This window comes from Dyadobacter sp. HNCC25DJ186, from assembly GCF_056895235.1.
Genome location: NZ_JBXHAS010000010.1, coordinates 59,444 through 77,818, shown reverse-complemented (window position 1 = coordinate 77,818; position 18,375 = coordinate 59,444). Strand labels below are relative to the sequence as shown.

The 18,375-nt window shown below is 42.0% G+C and carries 15 protein-coding genes; 5 read left to right on the top strand and 10 right to left on the bottom strand.

Going from position 1 to position 18,375, the window contains the following annotated elements:
* Window positions 1-122: 122 nt before the first annotated feature.
* Complete coding sequence (locus AC1XUO_RS23765; protein WP_483332331.1) at window positions 123-1,562, bottom strand: glycoside hydrolase family 88/105 protein; 1,440 nt, start codon at window positions 1,560-1,562, stop codon at window positions 123-125.
* 130 nt (window positions 1,563-1,692) lie between these two features.
* Between AC1XUO_RS23765 and AC1XUO_RS23760 the strand changes: the two genes are divergently transcribed.
* The 3 genes from AC1XUO_RS23760 to AC1XUO_RS23750 all read left to right on the top strand — a co-directional run bounded on the left by AC1XUO_RS23760 (window position 1,693) and on the right by AC1XUO_RS23750 (window position 5,260).
* On the top strand, window positions 1,693-3,084 hold the full coding sequence (locus AC1XUO_RS23760) for a leucyl aminopeptidase family protein (protein ID WP_483332330.1): 1,392 nt from the start codon (window positions 1,693-1,695) through the stop codon (window positions 3,082-3,084).
* A gap of 207 nt (window positions 3,085-3,291) precedes the next feature.
* Window positions 3,292-4,506, top strand: a complete 1,215-nt coding sequence (locus tag AC1XUO_RS23755; RefSeq protein WP_483332329.1) for an ATP-grasp domain-containing protein — start codon at window positions 3,292-3,294, stop codon at window positions 4,504-4,506.
* Window positions 4,507-4,702: 196 nt separating this feature from the next.
* Window positions 4,703-5,260 (top strand): hypothetical protein, encoded by a 558-nt coding sequence (locus AC1XUO_RS23750; RefSeq protein WP_483332328.1) that lies wholly within the window; start codon window positions 4,703-4,705, stop codon window positions 5,258-5,260.
* 65 nt (window positions 5,261-5,325) lie between these two features.
* Here the strand turns inward: AC1XUO_RS23750 and AC1XUO_RS23745 are convergent, their stop codons facing one another.
* The 9 genes from AC1XUO_RS23745 to AC1XUO_RS23705 form a co-directional block, all read right to left on the bottom strand.
* Window positions 5,326-5,763, bottom strand: coding sequence for a nuclear transport factor 2 family protein (locus tag AC1XUO_RS23745; protein ID WP_483332327.1), 438 nt, complete (start codon window positions 5,761-5,763; stop codon window positions 5,326-5,328).
* Between the two features lie 57 nt (window positions 5,764-5,820).
* Entirely contained in the window at window positions 5,821-7,125 is a 1,305-nt protein-coding gene (locus AC1XUO_RS23740; protein WP_483332326.1) for an MFS transporter, read from the bottom strand.
* A 33-nt stretch (window positions 7,126-7,158) separates the two neighbouring features.
* On the bottom strand, window positions 7,159-8,688 hold the full coding sequence (locus AC1XUO_RS23735) for a tagaturonate reductase (RefSeq protein ID WP_483332325.1): 1,530 nt from the start codon (window positions 8,686-8,688) through the stop codon (window positions 7,159-7,161).
* Between the two features lie 33 nt (window positions 8,689-8,721).
* Window positions 8,722-10,662, bottom strand: coding sequence for a glycoside hydrolase family 88 protein (locus AC1XUO_RS23730; protein ID WP_483332324.1), 1,941 nt, complete (start codon window positions 10,660-10,662; stop codon window positions 8,722-8,724).
* A 38-nt stretch (window positions 10,663-10,700) separates the two neighbouring features.
* The gene (locus AC1XUO_RS23725; protein WP_483332323.1) at window positions 10,701-11,126 is read right to left on the bottom strand and encodes a cupin domain-containing protein; all 426 of its coding nucleotides are present in this window, start codon (window positions 11,124-11,126) and stop codon (window positions 10,701-10,703) included.
* 44 nt (window positions 11,127-11,170) lie between these two features.
* The gene (locus AC1XUO_RS23720) at window positions 11,171-11,512 is read right to left on the bottom strand and encodes a cupin domain-containing protein (protein WP_483332322.1); all 342 of its coding nucleotides are present in this window, start codon (window positions 11,510-11,512) and stop codon (window positions 11,171-11,173) included.
* A gap of 30 nt (window positions 11,513-11,542) precedes the next feature.
* On the bottom strand, window positions 11,543-13,876 hold the full coding sequence (locus AC1XUO_RS23715; RefSeq protein ID WP_483332321.1) for a glycosyl hydrolase family 28 protein: 2,334 nt from the start codon (window positions 13,874-13,876) through the stop codon (window positions 11,543-11,545).
* 357 nt (window positions 13,877-14,233) lie between these two features.
* Window positions 14,234-15,064 carry a 5-dehydro-4-deoxy-D-glucuronate isomerase gene (gene kduI / locus AC1XUO_RS23710; protein WP_483332320.1) on the bottom strand — a complete coding sequence of 277 codons (831 nt, stop codon included), beginning with the start codon at window positions 15,062-15,064 and terminating at the stop codon, window positions 14,234-14,236.
* Between the two features lie 131 nt (window positions 15,065-15,195).
* Complete coding sequence (locus AC1XUO_RS23705) at window positions 15,196-15,966, bottom strand: SDR family oxidoreductase (RefSeq protein WP_483332319.1); 771 nt, start codon at window positions 15,964-15,966, stop codon at window positions 15,196-15,198.
* A gap of 277 nt (window positions 15,967-16,243) precedes the next feature.
* Here AC1XUO_RS23705 and AC1XUO_RS23700 point away from each other — a divergent pair, with 277 nt between their 5' ends.
* Together AC1XUO_RS23700 and AC1XUO_RS23695 are read left to right on the top strand one after the other, a co-directional pair.
* Window positions 16,244-17,281: a LacI family DNA-binding transcriptional regulator gene (locus AC1XUO_RS23700; RefSeq protein WP_483332318.1), complete on the top strand. Its 1,038-nt coding sequence runs from the start codon at window positions 16,244-16,246 to the stop codon at window positions 17,279-17,281.
* Window positions 17,282-17,300: 19 nt separating this feature from the next.
* Window positions 17,301-17,822: an NUDIX hydrolase gene (locus tag AC1XUO_RS23695; protein WP_483332317.1), complete on the top strand. Its 522-nt coding sequence runs from the start codon at window positions 17,301-17,303 to the stop codon at window positions 17,820-17,822.
* Window positions 17,823-18,375 lie beyond the last annotated feature (553 nt).

Below are 18,375 nucleotides of genomic sequence, written 5' to 3'. Positions count from 1 at the left end.
AATGATTAAGGGTTAATGAAATTGGTTGGGTAAAATTTAAATTTTTATTTTAATATCAAAAAAAGGGCGTCAGGGATTTTCCTGGCGCCCTTTTTAGTGATTTTTTAAATAATTAACAGTATTTACTTTTTTTGGAGAAGCTGGACGGAACTGTCATTGATTTCGAAAGACTTGTTTGCCAATAAATTAATAACCTCAGATCCAGCCATGATAACCGGCCCATAACCATGTGCAGCAAACGGACTGATCGGTCTGTGGTAGTAAAACGCCGGATCAAAACCCATTCCGGTACCAACGCAAGTCCCTTCAACTTGCCCTTCCTTATTGATTTTTGTTGAAACTGCATTCCAGGCAAGCAGCGTCATGGGTGCGTAAGTCAATCCGTCGACCCAGCCATTATTAATCGCTTTTGCAATCGAATAAGCATAAATCGCGGTCGCGGAAGTTTCCAGGTAAGAATCATTACGATCTAAAATCTGATGCCAGAATCCTGAGCCGGACTGATAAGAAGCCAAACCGCGGACATGCGCTTTTAATAATTCCAAAATTTTAGTCCTTCCCGGATGATTGGCCGGCAGTACATCCAGTAACTCAACTTTTGTTAAAATAGCCCAGCCGTTCGCGCGTGCCCAGTGGAATTCCGGATGTTCGGTCATGCCTTCTACCCAGCCATGCATATATACGCCCTTGTCTTTATTGAACATGCGCCCGGAAATCTGCAATACCTGTTTTACAGCTTCATCGTAGTATTTTTTTTCACCGGTAAGTTTTCCCATTTGTGCCAAAGCGGGAACAGCCATAAATAAATCGTCGAGCCAGATCGTATTTGGCTGAGGCCTGTTTCTGGCCAGTGATCCGTCTTTTAACTTATGTTCTTTGTTTAAAATATAGTCGATGTGGCTGTCGATCAGCGGCCTGAAATTACCTGCGGTGCCAGCTCTGGTTGCTTTGATCATCGCGGCGCACATGGCTCCACAATCGTCCAGCGCGTGCGGATCCACAAGTCCGCGCAAGGGGCCAGCTGTTCCCCAGTCGGCATGTTCTGCGTTAGTCTTTTTGAAATACGGAACAGATTCAGCGATAAATTGGAGCCGTTTATCTGCATATTCTTTAAACTTCGGATCGCCTGTAACCTGACTTGCCAGAAGCATGGATGAATAAGTAACGCCCCATTCATAACTGACAATCCGGTAGTCACCTTTCTGCAATGCTGTATTTTGATCAATTTTGGTAAGATCTGTTATTGGTTTCCCGGTTTTACTATCTATAAACGCAGTAGGCGTAACATTGTTCAGATAAGTATAAATGCGGTTCAGATCTTTGACAATATTTTCCTTTTTTACCAGACCGTACGGCACCGGATAGTCAGGCTGTAACAAGTGCAAAGGCGTGTTGGAATCGTTCGCTTTTGTCTCATTACGCTGCGCAGAAACGTGCTGCGACTGGCCCAAAATAAATCCGGAAAGTATTACGCCCTGGAATATGAATTGCTTAGATAGATATTTTACCTTCATGTGTCGCCTGAAATTGCTGGTTATAAATTGTATTAAGATGGTAGACAAATATGATAATTTTAAGTAGTGTGACATTCCCGAACTCACCTGCTTAATCAAAGAATATTGTTTGTAAAAATTTAAAAATAAGTGCTTACAATGCTTAGCTTTGAATGATATCAACTCGTAATTAAAGATTATGCATTTCATCCAGACCATAGAAGCACCGGAAAAGACACTTCTACTTCGTACGTTTGAGGCAGGTACGGAACCTGAAAATCAGGAATTATTTAAGGCGGACAAAGGTGAGATCTGGTGGCCTACGGAAAACGAAATTTGGATGGGATTAGGAAAAACACCTAAACTTCCTGTTGTACTAAAAACTTTCCGTTCGGCTTTTTTTAAACGCAAAGATCGCTGGCCTGAAAATATCACACTGGACGCGATTGGCAAATCTTCGGAATGGATTGAAAATGCGGTGAATGGCATCATTTTAGGCGGTTATAATTTACAGCTGTACAAGACCGAGCCGAAGTTGTTCAGTTCATTTTTCGGAGAGAACGGTAAGTTGTTTATCCTGATCGATAAAATTTCGGGTGAAAGCGAGGAAGCAATCAATACTGCTTCCAAAACTGCGGCAGTTCAGATGCGTGTTATGGATTTGATGAACGCGCCTTCCAATTATAAATCTCCTGAAAAGTTAGCTGAGTGGGCGGTGGAATCCGGCCAAAAGAACAATTATAAAGTCACGATCCTGGGTAAAAACAAGCTCGACGAACTTCACATGTATGCATTGCTGGCTGTCAGCAAAGGAAGTGATGCGCCACCTGTTATGATCGTGACCGAATACGTTCCCGAAAAATATGAGAAAACGATTGCGCTTGTTGGTAAAGGCGTAACGTTTGATACCGGCGGAATTTCGATCAAACCTTCAGCGAGTATGCACCTGATGAAAAGTGATATGGGCGGCGCAGCGGCAGTGCTTGGAACCGTTGAACTGGCCGCACAGCTCAAACTACCGGTCAGGATTATTGGGGTAGTACCTTCAACAGAAAATTCCATCGACGGCTTATCCATGAAACCGGGTGATGTCATCCAATCTTATGCAGGAAAAACGATCGAAGTCATCGACACAGACGCAGAGGGCAGACTGATCCTGGCTGACGGATTGAGTTATGCCGTCAGAGAATTTAAACCTGATGTTGTGATTGACCTGGCGACTTTAACGGGAAGTGTTATTCAAACACTTGGTTATGAGGCTGCCGGATTGTTTTCTGTAAGTGATAACCTTGCAGCGGATCTGACAAAAGCAGGGGAAAAAACGGGTGAACGTTTATGGCGTTTGCCGGTTTGGGATGAATATAAAGAAGAGATTTCTTCGGATATCGCTGACTTGAAAAACTTTCACGGCAAACCGCTTGCCGGTGCTATTGTTGCTGCAAAATTCCTGGAAGTGTTTACAGATGAACATCCGGAATGGGCGCATCTGGATATTGCCGGAATGGCGTTTGGAGACAATGAATTTGCTCCAGGCCGGGCTGGAACCGGATATGGTATTCGATTGCTAAGAGATTATTTATCAGATTTGTAGCCGAGTTTTTTTTCGTTTAATGAAATTCTATGTTTAATTTTAAATTAAAAGGTACACGAGATTTAAATTTCCACATCACAGAAATTTAACTGTGGCATTACTTGATAAATAGCTTGTTTTTGTTAGATTTGGAAAAGGAAGTTTTCTGAAATTTTCTTGTCGGATAATCAGGATTCGATCAGCATAGTATCACTCAAACTACATTTTATGGCGCGTCCTTTAACTTTTTTATGTATTTCAACCTATTTCAAGGGAAATGATTTCCTGAGAGCCTGCAAAAATGCCGGCAATATTGTCTATTTACTAACAGCCAAAAAGCTGGATCAGAAACCTTGGGCAAGAGAATCCGTAGACGAGTTTTTTTACATAGAAGAAGGAGAAGACAAAACATACAACATGGACGAGGTTGTGACCGGCCTTGCCTACATCATGCGCAGCCGGATGATCGATCGGGTTGTCGCGCTGGATGATTTTGATGTTGAAAAAGCAGCACTGATCAGGGAATATTTCCGTATTCCGGGTATGGGGCAGACAACCGGGAAATATTTTCGTGACAAACTCGCCATGCGCACCAAAGCTTCTGAATCAGGAATTCTGGTGCCCGGGTTTTGTGGATTGTTCAATGATGAAGTAATTAATGAATTTATAGATGATCACGCAGGCCCGTGGATGATCAAACCGCGTTCAGAAGCGTCGGCAACGGGTATAAAAAAGCTGCATACCAGGGAAGAATTATGGGAGACCATTCATGAGCTGGGGGATAAACGACACGCCTATCTGGTTGAGCAGTTCAAACCGGGGGACGTTTATCACGTAGATTCTTTGTCGATGAACGGCCGGGTGATTTTTACCTGGAACAGTAAATATCTTGCTCCTCCGTTTGATGTCGCACATGGTGGTGGCATTTTCAGATCAGTAACGGTCCCGTTTGATTCCTCCGAAGCACATGCGCTGGAAACTCTTTCGATTGATGTCTTGAAAGCCTTTGGCCTGCGTCACAGCGCTTCGCATACAGAAGTGATCCGCTCGAAAGACGACGGAAAGTATTACTTTTTGGAAACATCGTCGCGGGTTGGCGGTGCTCACCTTTCTGAATTGGTAGAGGCCTCTTCCGGTATCAATCTTTGGAAAGAATGGGCGAAAATGGAGACTGCGGAAGCCAAGGGTGAAATTTTTAAATTACCGCCGAGCCGTAAGGAATATGCCGGTATAATTATTTCGCTGACCAGGCAGCAATGGCCGGATAATTCAGTTTTTAATGATCCTGAAATCGTTTGGAGAATGGATGAGGAATATCATATCGGGCTTGTCGTGCGGTCAAAATCGAGGGACAGAGTGATGGAGTTGTTAGACAAATATGCTGAGATTATCCAGGAAGATTATCACGCTTCTGCTCCGGCTCCAGATCGTCCCACCCATTAGATTTATTCCCGTTTCATTTAGCAACTTATAGTTAATAGCATTCCAGTTGTCAGTAATCAGTGTACAACCGGAATGCTATTTTTTTATTAGGTTGAGTATAATGCATATCCGGGCAGGATTTAGAAGCTGATTCTCCATTTCGAAAATTCATAGGTTTTCTGTTTTGAATAACAATTTCACTTCTAAAAATATGCTTATGTCCAACTTTTCCAAATCTCTGTTTTTCGCTTTATTCACACTTTTTATTTTTTCAGGTTGTAAAAATGATAACGAAGAAATTGTTCCTCAAAGTGAAATTACCTTCGATGGTGCCACGTATGAGCTGGCGAATGGCCTGTTGATTGATTATGGTCAATATTCCAAATCAGAGGGTAACCAGCAGGTGCTGTTTCTATATTCCTCCGGTATCACCATTCATGGAGCCGAAGGTGAGATCGACTCAACCTCAGGGAAAGGGCATGTCGTTTACTTCGATATTTATAGTCCCGTTTCAAATGTATTGGGCGATGGTGCGTATGCTTTTGACAATTCCTCCACTTTTCTCTCTAAAACATTTGGCGGCTTTTCTTATGTCGTTCTAAATGCTGACTACATTACTTCCGGCGGCGAAGTCCACGAAATCATCGCAGGTAAGGTTACGGTTAAAAAAGCAGGAGATATTTATGATATCTCTTTTGACTGTGTTGAAGGTTCTGACGGGAAGAAGATATCCGGATTTTACCACGGGGCGTTGAAGTTCTATGACGCAAAATAAAAAGACAGTCATTCCGGATGTACGGTCTGACTGTCTTTCTGATTTTTCAATAATCCGGTTTTAAATTACATCGGCATTTTGAATGCCTGACGACCAACTAATATCCAGCTTCCTTTTATTTTTTGCCAAACATAGAACACGCCTAATTTCACCGGAGCAGGATCTTTTCCTTTGTTATGTGTATCGCCCGACAAAGTGTGACGAACCATGGCAACGTCACCGGAAACTGTGATCTTTTGATCTGCAATATCAATACGTGTGAAATGCGATTCACCGCTTGTCAAGGCGCGGATAAATTCTTTTTGATCTTCCAGCAAACCACTCGAATGACCGTAGGATAATAATGGGGATGTTAATTTTCCCAGAACTGCCGCATCAGCGGAAACGATAGCATTTTTCAATTTTTCAACCGCTTCACCGACTGCTTTTTCATCAGCCGTTTGCGCAAATGAAGAAAGGCTGACAAACATAAATAACGCAGCAACTAAAAATGTTTTTTTCATAACAATTAAGGATTTTTTTTGAATTCGATAGCCGACAGCCGAATGCTGAAAGCCGCTTTAAATTTTCACTTGTTCCATTTTAGGTGCAAAGAAGTGCATAACTGTCCATGCGAGCAAATAAGCAAATCCGCAAATGATGAAAATTACATTGTAGCCGCCTCCGATATTGCCGGCTGTTTTATAATTATCAAGAATAATACCTACCATAAGTGGAAAAAGTATTCCTCCTACTGATCCTGCCATTCCACCGATACCTACAACAGAGCTGACCGCTTTTTTAGGGAACATATCCGATGCTGTTGTGAAGATATTCGCACTCCATGCCTGGTGAGCCGCCGCCGCCAAACTTATTAAGCAAACAGCCTGCCAGATGTTGGTGGTATATTGCGCCAGCATAATTGGCGTTACCAATACTGCGAAAATAAACATGGAAGTTTTTCGTGCACGGAAAATCGGCCAGCCTTTGTTAATAAAATAACCTGAAAGATAACCGCCTCCGATACTGCCGATCGTAGTCGCAGTATAAACAATAACCAGTTCAAGACTTGGTTTGGAAAGATCTAATTTGAAAGCTTCTGCGAAGTAGGATGGGAGCCAGTACAGGAAAAACCACCAGATCGGATCTGTCAGCATTTTCCCGAAAACGAATGCCCAGGTTTGGCGCACTTTGAAAAGATCAAGCCATTTTACCGGCGCTTCTTTGCTGGTATCAGGCTCGTTGTCGCTGTGGATATAATCAAATTCAGCCTGGTTGATCCGTTCTTGTTTGGCTGGTACTTCATAATATCTCCACCAGAAAAATAACCACACAAAACCTAGTGCGCCCGTGATCAAAAATGCTTCCTGCCATCCGTATGCACCTAAAAGCCAGGGCACCATGATGGGAGCAACGACTGCGCCAATATTAGCGCCGGAGTTAAAAATACCGGTTGCCAGCGCACGTTCTTTTTTCGGGAACCATTCTGCCGTTGCTTTAATTGCGACCGGAAAATTTCCTGCTTCTCCTAGTCCCAGCAAGGCGCGCATTAAACCAAAACTTAAAGTTCCTGTGGCTGCGGCGTGTAAAATAGCTGCGATACTCCAAACGACAACTGAAATGATATACCCTAATTTTGTTCCGATTTTATCAATTATAGCACCAAAGCCGATCAGGGAAATCGCATAAGCCGCCTGAAATGCCATAACAATATGACTGAAATCTTTTTCTGTCCAGGCAAAATCTGACTCCAAAGCTGGTTTTAATAACCCCAGAACTTGTCTGTCTAGATAATTGATTGTGGTCGCAAAAAAGAGCAGAGCCACAACGCGCCAGCGGTATTTGGTCATGTGACTTTCCAATTTTGGGGCTTCGGTAGTTAGCATAATAACAACAGATTATTGTTCTGGAATAGGAAATTAAATTTTGACGTATTCGACTTTTGCAAGAAAATTGTTCAGCGTTTGAGCAACACCGGAACTCGCAAACGATTCAAGATATTGGACGACATTATCCTCAGATACCCCCATTTTTGTAAGGTCAGATCCCCAAATAAATGAGTCTTTCAGGATCAGGCGAACCATTTCACGAAGATCATAATTTTGCCATTTTTGATAAAAGTAGGCTGCTTTTTGGTCCTGTATGAGGTAATTGGTATTATTGGAAAAGCCATAATAATTTTCCCCGTCTTTTCGGACGGCCTTCATGAAATAGATATATACAGCGAACCCAAAAGTTATGTATTCGGGCGCAGTATTAAATACTTTATAAAATTGCACGAGAACGGGGATGACCCTTGAATTTATTTTTGCGGAATAATTATGGGCGATATTGATCCATTTATGCTCGATATAAGGATTTCTGAAACGATCCAAAACCGTCTGACTAAATTGCAAGGCACGCGCTTCACTCACCGGATATGGGATTGAAACGGCAATTTCATTTTGTATCAGATTTGATAAATAGGCTTCAAAAAATGGATTTTGCATCGACTCTCTTACTGTTGGGAAGCCGGCTAAAAAGGCCAGTCCGCATCCCAGTGTATGCGCGCCATTCAATAATCGAAGTTTCAACTCTCGGTATAACTGAATGTCGGGCTCAATAATAACCCCTGAATCGACCTGTGAAAATGACAAAACTTCTTTCACCTTTTCATCACCTTCAATAGCCCAGAGCCGGTAATATTCCGACATGATCATCAAATCATCAATATACCCCAGCTCGCTTTCAATCTGCTTTTTAATTTCAATATCAGGCCTTCCGGGCACAATACGATCTACGAGAGAATTACAGAACGAATTGCATTGTTCAAGCCAATCGATGAAGCCAGGTTCAAGCCCGTTCCGATGTGCCAGTTCCAGTACGATAGATTCCAGCTTTTTCCCATTATCTGCAATTAATTCTGTTGGAACGACCACCAGCCCAAAACGTGGGTCACCTGCGAAAGCTCTGAACCGGGCATATAAAAACGCCAGCAGCTTTCCAGGAAACGAAACGGGCGGCCATTGATAAATATCATCCTGGACAAGCTGAATGCCAAGCTCCGTGGTATTTGAAAACACAACTTTAATGGCAGGATTTCTCGCACAATCCAATACCAGCGACCATTGTGTTTTAGCAGATAATACCCGGCTGATGGACGAAGAAATAATGGTTTCTTCAACCAGCTGGCCGTTATGCACGCCTTTCATGGCGAGCGTATATAAATTGTCCTGACGATCAAATGCTTTTAAGTCACCTTCATCCGTCGATTTTACCACCACGATGCGGCCGTTAAAGACCCCTTCCCGGTTTGCCTTGTCTACAAAATAATCTGCAAGGCCGCGAAGGAATGCTCCGGTACCAAACTGGATCACTTTTTCAGGCAATTCAAACACAGCATCATGTGGTACAGTAACGTTCGGATTATTCCGCAGACGGCGCAAATGCTCGCGATATAGGTGATTCATACGCTTTAAGTCTAAAAATTTAAAAGTCAGAATCTATTTTTTTGCCGTCTGCTGCAATAACCAAATGGAAAGATCTTTGGCAGCCGCGAAGTTTTCGAAGGAGTTATCAATTCGTCTTCCATCCAGATATTCGTTGTAAATCCAGGGATCACCCAGCGCATAAACCGTTCCCTTGCCATATTTCGAAACCGCCATAATAATGTCACCATGATCAGTCAATATCGACTTAGCGGGAGCGGTAACAGCGATAGGGGATAGTTCTTTGATGTATAATTTACTGGCGTTTTTGAAAATAGTTTTGTCGTTTGCAGGAACATCGATACGGCCTTGTTCAAATTGCAGACCTTGTACCATATTCCTGTTTTTATTGGTAAACCGGATACCGAAAACTTTTGCAAGTTCATTGAAATGAGGGATTTCGCAATTTGCGGTATCATTTGCCATCAGTACAAGCACTCCACCGGCCTTAACCCATTTTTCAATTTCTGCGATGTCTTTTGATTGCACAAAATTGGGATTAGGTGATTCCTTTTTGGTATCAGGATCTACGATGATGTACACATCAATTCCTTTTAGATTTTCAGCCGTTGGTGCTGAGGGAATAGAAACTGTTTGTGCGCCGAGTTCACGATACATATTACCCCATAACCAGAATCCAGAATGCTGGCGGTCTTCCCAGGTATAATGGAACGGCTCTTGCTGCCCCGCTGCGTTTTTCCGAACTTCTTTGTTGAAATAACAATCCAGCGCTACTTTTTTTCCTTTTCCAACCGTATTTTCAGAAGCAATTTCCATCTCGACGCTAGCCATAATGAACGGGCCTACGCCTTTATAATCGTTTTTCCGGATCGGCTCGCTGAGGTAATATTCATAACTTCCGTCTCGGTATGGCGTCCCGCCAAGTCCGCCGACACTGACCGTTTTGTTGAGGCTGATCGTTCCGTCCTTCTCTTTTTCGATGAACGTTTTCAAAATTCCTTCATAACCTTTTTTCGCAACTGCCGAATAATTTGAAGGAATGTAACCTAAACGCGACCCTTTTGCCAAAGCATACACAAACATGCATGACGCGGACGCTTCCAGATAATTTCCTTCACGCGTTCCCTGGTCCATGATCTGGTACCAAACTCCTGAATTTTTATCCTGATATTTCGCCAGAACCGGGGCAAGTCTTTGCAGATATTTGATCAGCTCAGGTGTCTTTGGGTGATCTTTCGGGAAATAATCCAGCACGTCCACCAGCGCCATAGCATACCAGCCAATTGCCCGTCCCCAAAAATGTGGAGATCTGCCTGTTTTTTTATCTGCCCATTTCTGTGCTTTTGCATCGTCATAGGCATGGTAAATCAGGCCTGTTTTTTCATCTGTCGCGTACTTTTCGATGAGCTCGAATTGTTTTGCGATATCGTCAAAATGTTCAGGATGATTAAAAAGCAGACTGTATTCAGCAGAGAATGGTTCGGCCATGAAAACGCCGTCCAGCCACATTTGTTCAGGATACCGTTTTTTATGCCAATATCCTCCCTCTTTGATACGCGGCTGCTCTGCAAGTTGTTTCCACAACAGATCTGCTGCCTTTTTATATTTTTCCTTATCAGGCAGAGATTGCTGATAAAGTGTCAGTAATGGTCGTCCCGAAGGAATATTATCCAGGTTGAAAGAACTGTAATCGTAGGTGAGAATCGTGCCGTCTGCCTTTACAAAACGGTCTGCATCTTTTCTGATATACTCAAAATATTTTCCTTCACCCGTACGGTAAAACACTCTTTCCAATGCTTTGAGCATCAGTCCCTGCTCATAATTCCAATTAGAACGTTTGGCTTCTCCAACGAGAATGGAGTCTTTATTCCAGGAAATAAAAGAATCTGCCATTTGTGTCGACCATGGTTTTTGCTGGGCAGATCCGACTGTCGCCATCAGACTGAAAAGTGAAAAAAAGGTAAGTTTTATAGTACGGTTAGCTAAATATCTCATGCGTTTCAATAATCTTGGTGAGCATTATTTTTGGTAAATTATTTTACAAAATCCTCGCGCATCGGCGTGAACATATCAATCAGTACACCTGCCTCCAGGCAAACCGCGCCGTGCATGACATTCGACGGAATATAATAACCGTCGCCTTTTTTCAACGTCTGTTTTTTATCCCCAATCGTTACCTCAAAAACACCGCTTTCGACATAGCTCATTTGCGTGGGTACATGTTTGTGCGGCGCGCCGATCCCGCCTTTCTGAAAATCAATTTTAACCATCATCATGGTAGGGTCGTAGGACATGATCTTTCTTTTGAGACCTCCGCCAAGATCCTGCCAGGGAATTTCGGAGTCTACAATAAACTGTTTTCCATTTGCAGCCTTTGCCTGTTCATTTTGTGCGAACAATGGCGTTATCGCGAAAAGAAAAACCGCGACTAAAACTGGTTTGATCAAATTGAAATTCATACGGATAAATGCCTCTAAAACGAGCTGTTTGAGTTTGTTTTAAGTTAAATAAAATCTTCACGCAAGGGGGTGAAAATATCAATCAGCACTCCTTCTTCCAGACAAGTCGCACCGTGGATCACATCTGGTGGAATATAGTAACCGTCGCCTTTTCTCAAAATCTGGGTCTGGTCGCCGATAACAATTTCAAAAACGCCGCTGGCGATATAACTCATTTGAGTATGAAAATGGCTGTGTAAAACACCAATCCCGCCTTTTTCGAATGCTACTTTTACCATCATCAGGTTGTCGTCGTATGATAGCACTTTTCTCCTCAGTCCACCTCCGAGGTCTTCCCATGAAATTTCTGAATCAACAATAAATTCATTCGCTCTTATATCACTCATGCTATTTTGTACGATTTTGTTTTTGGATTTTTAGTTTCTGGTTAATGCTTTGGATGAAGCATTGCCGCTGAATTCAATATTCTTCTTTGCCTTTTTATCGTCGGTGTTCAGTAAACGTATTCCTTTTGAGCGGTCGCCTGTCACTTTCAGAAGCAAGTCTCTGCCATCGGCATAGGTGATTTTGTCCATCGTTACATTCGTGCTGTTTTGAACTTGCATAACGGTTTTATCTTTCGTGAAAAAGGAAACATTTTTCAAGTTGATATTCTCGCCTTCGATACAGACAAAACCCTTATTACTTTGCAGGATGGCATTTTCGATTGTAATATTTTTGATACTCATTTCCGGCAACCCGCGAACCATTATCGCTGTTTCCGCGCCCTTGCATACGATATTCCGGATATTGAAATTCTGAAATTGTGGCGTTCCTGCGTTTACAGGTTCCGCTTTCATCACAGGTAATTCATTTTTCTCACCTGCTTTCGGGACCGGATCTTTTGACATATAGTACATGTCAAAAAGAATCGCTTCACCAGGAATGTTCGTCATATTAATGTTGGAAATAAAAATATTCTCTACAACGCCACCGCGTCCGCGTGCTGTTTTGAAACGAAGGCCCACATCAGTTCCCAGGAAATTACAATTATTAATGAAGAGGTTTTTAACACCTCCCGACATCTCACTTCCAATCACGAAACCTCCGTGACCATGAAAGACAGTCGAATTCTGAACAATTACATTTTCAGTTGGGACGCCACGTTTGCGGCCTTCTTCATCGCGACCGGATTTAATACAGATTCCATCATCACCGACGTCAAAAGTACAATTGTCTATCATGGCAAAACGGCAGGATTCAAGATCCACACCATCACCGTTCTGCGCGTACCAAGGATTTCTAACCGTCAGGTTTTTTAACGTGATATGGTCGCAAAGCATCGGATGCAGGTTCCAGGCAGGGGAGTTTTGGAAAGTAACGCCTTCAAGAAGAATTCTTTTACAATTGGTAAAACGGATCATATTCGGACGAAGATATTCCTGAAATTTCGTGACGGTTTCCATGGTATAACCTGCGGCAATATTCCCTGCGCCAGGCGTGGTATTTCCTAACTTTGAACCTTCACTTGGATACCAGATTTTTTGCGCCTGATCCAAAACGCCACCTGAAGCAACCAGTTTTTGCCATTGAGAATCTGTCAGTTTTTCTTTCTTGACAGAGCGCCAGGCTTGTCCGGCTCCGTCTATAATTCCGCCGCCGGTGATTGCAATATTTACCGCATCCGTCGCGCTCACAGGCGATTGACAACGGATCGCGTCCAGTCCTTCCCAGGTTGTTTTAACAAGCGGATAATCTTTGTAATTGTCGCTGAACTGCAACAACGCACCTTTTGCCAAATGAAGATTAATATTGCTTTTCAAAGTAATTGGCCCTGAAAGCCAGAAACCCTCAGGTATAAGCACTGTGCCGCCACCTTTTTCAGCACATGCTTCAATGGCTTTATTGATGGCAGCTGAATTTAACACCAGCACATCATTCTTCGCACCGTAAGAAATAATATTAAAGGTATCTTTTCGGAAAGACGGCTGCTGAACAACCGGCAAGTCATAGACAAACTTGTCTGTATCGCCAAAATGTTTAAGATATTTTTTTAAATCCAGGTCCAGCTTATGCACCGATTTTGCAACAAGGCCCGCCATGATTTGTGCTCCATAAACTGTAAAATGCGTATCGTCGACCAGTCCCTTCGGGAATTTGGGGTAATGCCCTGCTTCGACATGCATAAAAAGTGCTTTTGAACCTTCCACGCCATGTTGTACAATGACCTCCTGGCTTAATGTATGCAGATCAATCATCGGAACTTTTTGCTCTTTTGCAACAGCTTTTACCGCGGCCGGGTAATCTCCGTGTGTATCGAAAAATATACCTTTTTCATCAAAACGGCGGCGCATCACCGGCGTGATCAAAACCGGATTTCCACCTTTTGCCTTCGTTTCGTTGATGAAGCGTACCAGATTTTTTTTGTAATCCGTATTTGCAGCAGCGTACCGGCTAGTATCCTTATCTTTTGAATCATTGTGTCCAAACTGAATAAAAACCCAGTCACCAGCTTTCAGATTTTTAGTAACAGTAGCCCAGCGGCCTTCGTTGATAAAACTTTTTGTACTTCTCCCGTTCTGCGCGTGATTTTCAACTTTAATTTTATCAGTAAAAAAATCCTGAAAAACCATTCCCCAACCAGTTTCCGGTGCTTGTCCGGGTGCTTTATTCGCAAGTGTTGAGTCGCCGATCAGGAAAACCTGAATTTTATCCTGATCAGGTTTAAAACCTGTGATGATCAGAAAAGAGAGGAATAAGAGTTTTTTCATTCTAATTTATTAACGTGCTGATTTTCTGAAAATCCAGATATAGAATTGACTTTTTTCAATAATTCAAACGGTATGTTACTGATAAGCCTCTTATAGGAATAAGACGAGTTTAGAGCTTATAATTATAATTATCAAATAATAAATTGTCTTTTGTTGTGCAATCGTTATCGGGAACGTTGCCAATGATAGAATTTTATTACCACAAGTTTGAAACGGTGTAAGAATGTTTGTTTTTGGTCAATTTCGGGAATAGATATATAGATCTATTCACAGAATAAATTTGGTATTATATCAATAAAAAAAGGAGCTTGGTAAAGTATTCCGCTTTGCCAAACTCCCAATAAATTGAATGAATGATTATCTTAAATCACCGATCGCAACGGCGTCCATATCAGTATAATCTTTATTTTCGCCTGCCATTCCCCAGATAAATGAGTAATTGGAAGTCCCGCAGCCGGAATGAATTGACCATGGCGGAGAAATAATCGCCTGACGGTCGGCCACCCATAAGTGGCGCGTTTCTGATGGTTCACCCATCAAATGCAGAACTCGCTGATTTTGCGGTACGTCAAAATAGCAATATGCCTCCATCCGGCGATCATGCACGTGCGACGGCATCGTATTCCAGACACTGCCCGTTTTCAAAACCGTAAGGCCCATCACAAGCTGGCAGCTTTGAATTCCATCCATGTGAATGTATTTATAGATCGTCCGGTGATTTGAAGTTTCCATACTTCCTATGGTCACCGGCGTAGCATCTTCCTTTGTAAACAAACGTGTCGGGCAGGTTTGATGTGCTGGTGAAGAAAGCAGGTAAAATGCAGCCGGATTTTCTGCGTCGATGCTGGTGAAAATCACTTTCTGTGTCCCTTTACCAACATAAATGCAGCCCAGTTTACTGATCGCAATTTCTTCTCCGTCAACATTTACTATACCGTCACCGCCAATATTGATGATACCAATCTCACGTCTTTCCAGGAAATAATTGGCTTTCAAAGAATCAAAAGTATCTAATACCAAAGGCGTGGAAACAGGAATGGCACCGCCGATCATGACGCGGTCGTAATGCGAATAAACCCAGTTGATTTTACCGGATTCAAATATATTTTCAATTAAAAAATTCTCACGCAAAGTCTCAGTATTCATCTGAGAAACCTCTTTACGACTGCTTGCAAATCTGATTTCCATAGTTTAGTAGCTTTTGGCTGTAAGCAATTAGCATTCGCCCATACAGCACTTTTTGTAATTCTAATATCAGTAACAGACTGGGAGTAATCCCATTCACTCATTCTATCATTCACTCATTCCATCATTCAACACTATCTCCCCATCCAGCCGCCGTCAACTGTAAGCGTCGTTCCGTTGACATAATTGGAGGCGTCGGAAGCCAGGAATAATGTCGGTCCTTTAAAATCTTCCGGCAAACCCCAGCGCCCGGCAGGAATGCGATCCAGAATTGATTTGCTGCGGACAGGATCATTCCGCAAAGCTTCTGTGTTGTCCGTGTTGATATAACCCGGCGCAATGGCGTTGACATTCACACCTTTACCAGCCCACTCATTTGCCAAAGCTTTTACCAAGCCGCCGATGGCACTTTTTGATGCCGTATAACCCGGAACATTGATGCCGCCCTGAAAGGTTAAAAGTGAAGCAGTGAAAATAATTTTGCCATATCCTCTGGTTACCATTTCTTTTCCGATTTCACGGGAAAGTATAAACGGCGCGTCCAGATTGATGTTCAACACCTGATCCCAATATGCATCTGAATGTTCAGCCGCGGGCTGACGCAGAATTATCCCTGCATTATTCACCAAAATGTCAATGACCTTATGCTCTTCTTTGACCAATTTAATAAAAGCATAAAGGCTCTCACGATTACCCAGATCAACCTGATATGGGTAAAATTTCCGGCCAATCGTTGTGATCGATTTTTCAATTTCGCTCTCGGTTGTCGGCAGGGAAGAAGAAATTCCGATGATGTCAGCACCTGCTTCGGCTAATGCTTCGGCCATTGCTTTGCCAATTCCGCGGTTACAACCTGTTACCAACGCAGTTTTGCCGGTAAGGTTGAATAAATTTGTACTATTCATTTAAATATTTCTGTTGATTTCTTTCGCGAATGGTATGAATTTAGCCAGATTTTGCAAAAGATGGATAAGAATGAACGAGTTTAGATGTATTAATTAGAATTATCAAATATTAGATTGTCTTTTTTTGTGCAATCGTTATCGGGAACGTTACCAGAAACTTCCATAGCGAACTTGAACCGTTAAAATTGTAGAATTGAAAGGTAATTTAGTATATTCACTGAGTGTTTAGATAAGTATTTTTTATCTAGGAATAAGTTGTAATAAACGAATATATTCTTTGGAAACAATTACAATAAAAGATATTGCCCGCGCACTGAATTTGTCGACATCCACGGTTTCCCGTGCGTTGAGAAACAGCTACGAAATTAACAATGAAACAAAGAAGCTCGTATTGGAATATGCCGAGAGGATGAATTACCGGCCCAATCCGATTGCTTTAAGTTTACGAGATAGTAAAAGCAAATCTATTGGTGTAATTATTCCCGAAATTGCCAATAACTTTTTCTCCCAGCTCATCAACGGAATTGAATCGATCGCCTATAACATGGGCTATCATGTGGTGATTTTTCAAAGTCACGAGTCTTATGAAAGGGAGGTTGCAAATACCAATTACCTTGTATCCCGAAAAGTGGATGGGCTTTTGGTTTCTTTGTCAAGCCTAACAAGGGATTTGACGCATTTTGAAGAACTGCTTGATAAAGGGATGCCAATTGTTTTTATTGACCGTGTTCCTAAAAATATAGATACGCATAAAATTGTCGTTGATAACTTTTTTGGAAGCTACCAGGCGACGGAACATCTGATCAAAACCGGTCGAAGAAGAATTGCACATTTAACGAGTCCGTTGTATCTGTCCATCACTACAGAAAGACTTGCCGGATACCGCCAGGCGCTTGAAGATAATGGGATATTATTTGATGAATCTTATGTGAAATATTGCCATCACGGTGGTATGATGCTGGCGGAAAATGAAACTGCTGTTCAGGAACTGTTGAATTTACCTGAGCCTCCGGATGCTATTTTTACGGCAAGCGACCGGCTGACCACCAGCTGCATGTCTGTTTTGATTCAGAAAAATATGAAAATTCCGGAGGAAATGGCGTTAGTTGGTTTTACAAATACCAGCGTTGCTGAATTATTCAACCCGCCATTGACGACGGTTGTCCAGCCTGCTATTGATATGGGGCACCAGGCGACTGAATTATTGATCCGTCTCATTGAACACCCTAAGAAACCGACGATTTTTGAAACGAGATCTTTACAAACCTCTCTGATTATCAGAGATTCTACTGTTGAAAAAATTGTCAATGCCTGATGTCAGCATTATTTAAATTATGAACAGCGTTTCTTCTATTTGTCTTCCGGTCGAAGGCGCATTGTTCAATTTCCGTGTTGCAGGTGTTGCTGTCCAAAATGGAAAATTATTACTTCACCGGACACCGACCGATAATTTCTGGAGCTTGCCTGGCGGTCGGGTCGATATGTTCGAGTTTTCGAAAGAGACGCTTCTCAGAGAAATGCTGGAAGAAATAGGGCAGAAAGTGATTGTCGGAAAACTGCTTTGGGTTGTTGAAAATTTCTTCGAATACAACGAAATTAAACATCACGAGATCGGTTTTTACTACCAAATGGAAATTCCGGATACGGAAAACCAGCGCGATTTTGTGGTGCAGGAAGATGATAATGAATTATTATTTCATTGGGAAAATATTGAAAAAATGGATTCAGGAAGTATTTACCCTGAATTTATTACCACGGATTTACTTCTAAATTCTTCTTCAATACAACATATCACGCTTGATTTCAAAAACCTGAATGATAGTCAGGTAAAAATGACCAATATAGGCGGCTCCTAAGGAGCCTCATGTTTATTGGCTCATTCGATTTCTATAAACAGGGAGCTCTATCGAGCTTTATTTGGTATAAAAACGATTGGATATTAATTTTATCTCCGTGGGAGTTTCCTGTTGGTGCTAATTAATTTGCAATACATATCCAAGGCGCTGGTAAGGAGTCTCTTATTTATTGGCTCATTCGATTTATATAAACAGGGAGCTCTAACGAACTTTATTTGATATAGCAATTTTCTGGAACACGACCTTCTTTGAAATTCTTATGAATTGTTTGACCTGACCAACCAGCTCCATCGGAGTATCCTGTTTATAGAAAAAACAATTGGATATTAATTTTAACTCCGTAGGAGTTTCCTGTTGGCGCTAATTAATTTGCAATACATATCCAAGGCGCTCCTAAGGAGGCTCTTATTTATTAGCTCATTCTATTTCTATAAACAGGGAGCTCTATCGAGCTTTATTTGATATAGCAATTTTTCTGGAACACGACCTTCTTTGAAATTCTTATGAATTGTTTGACCTGACCAACCGGCTCCTTCGGAGCATCCTGTTTATA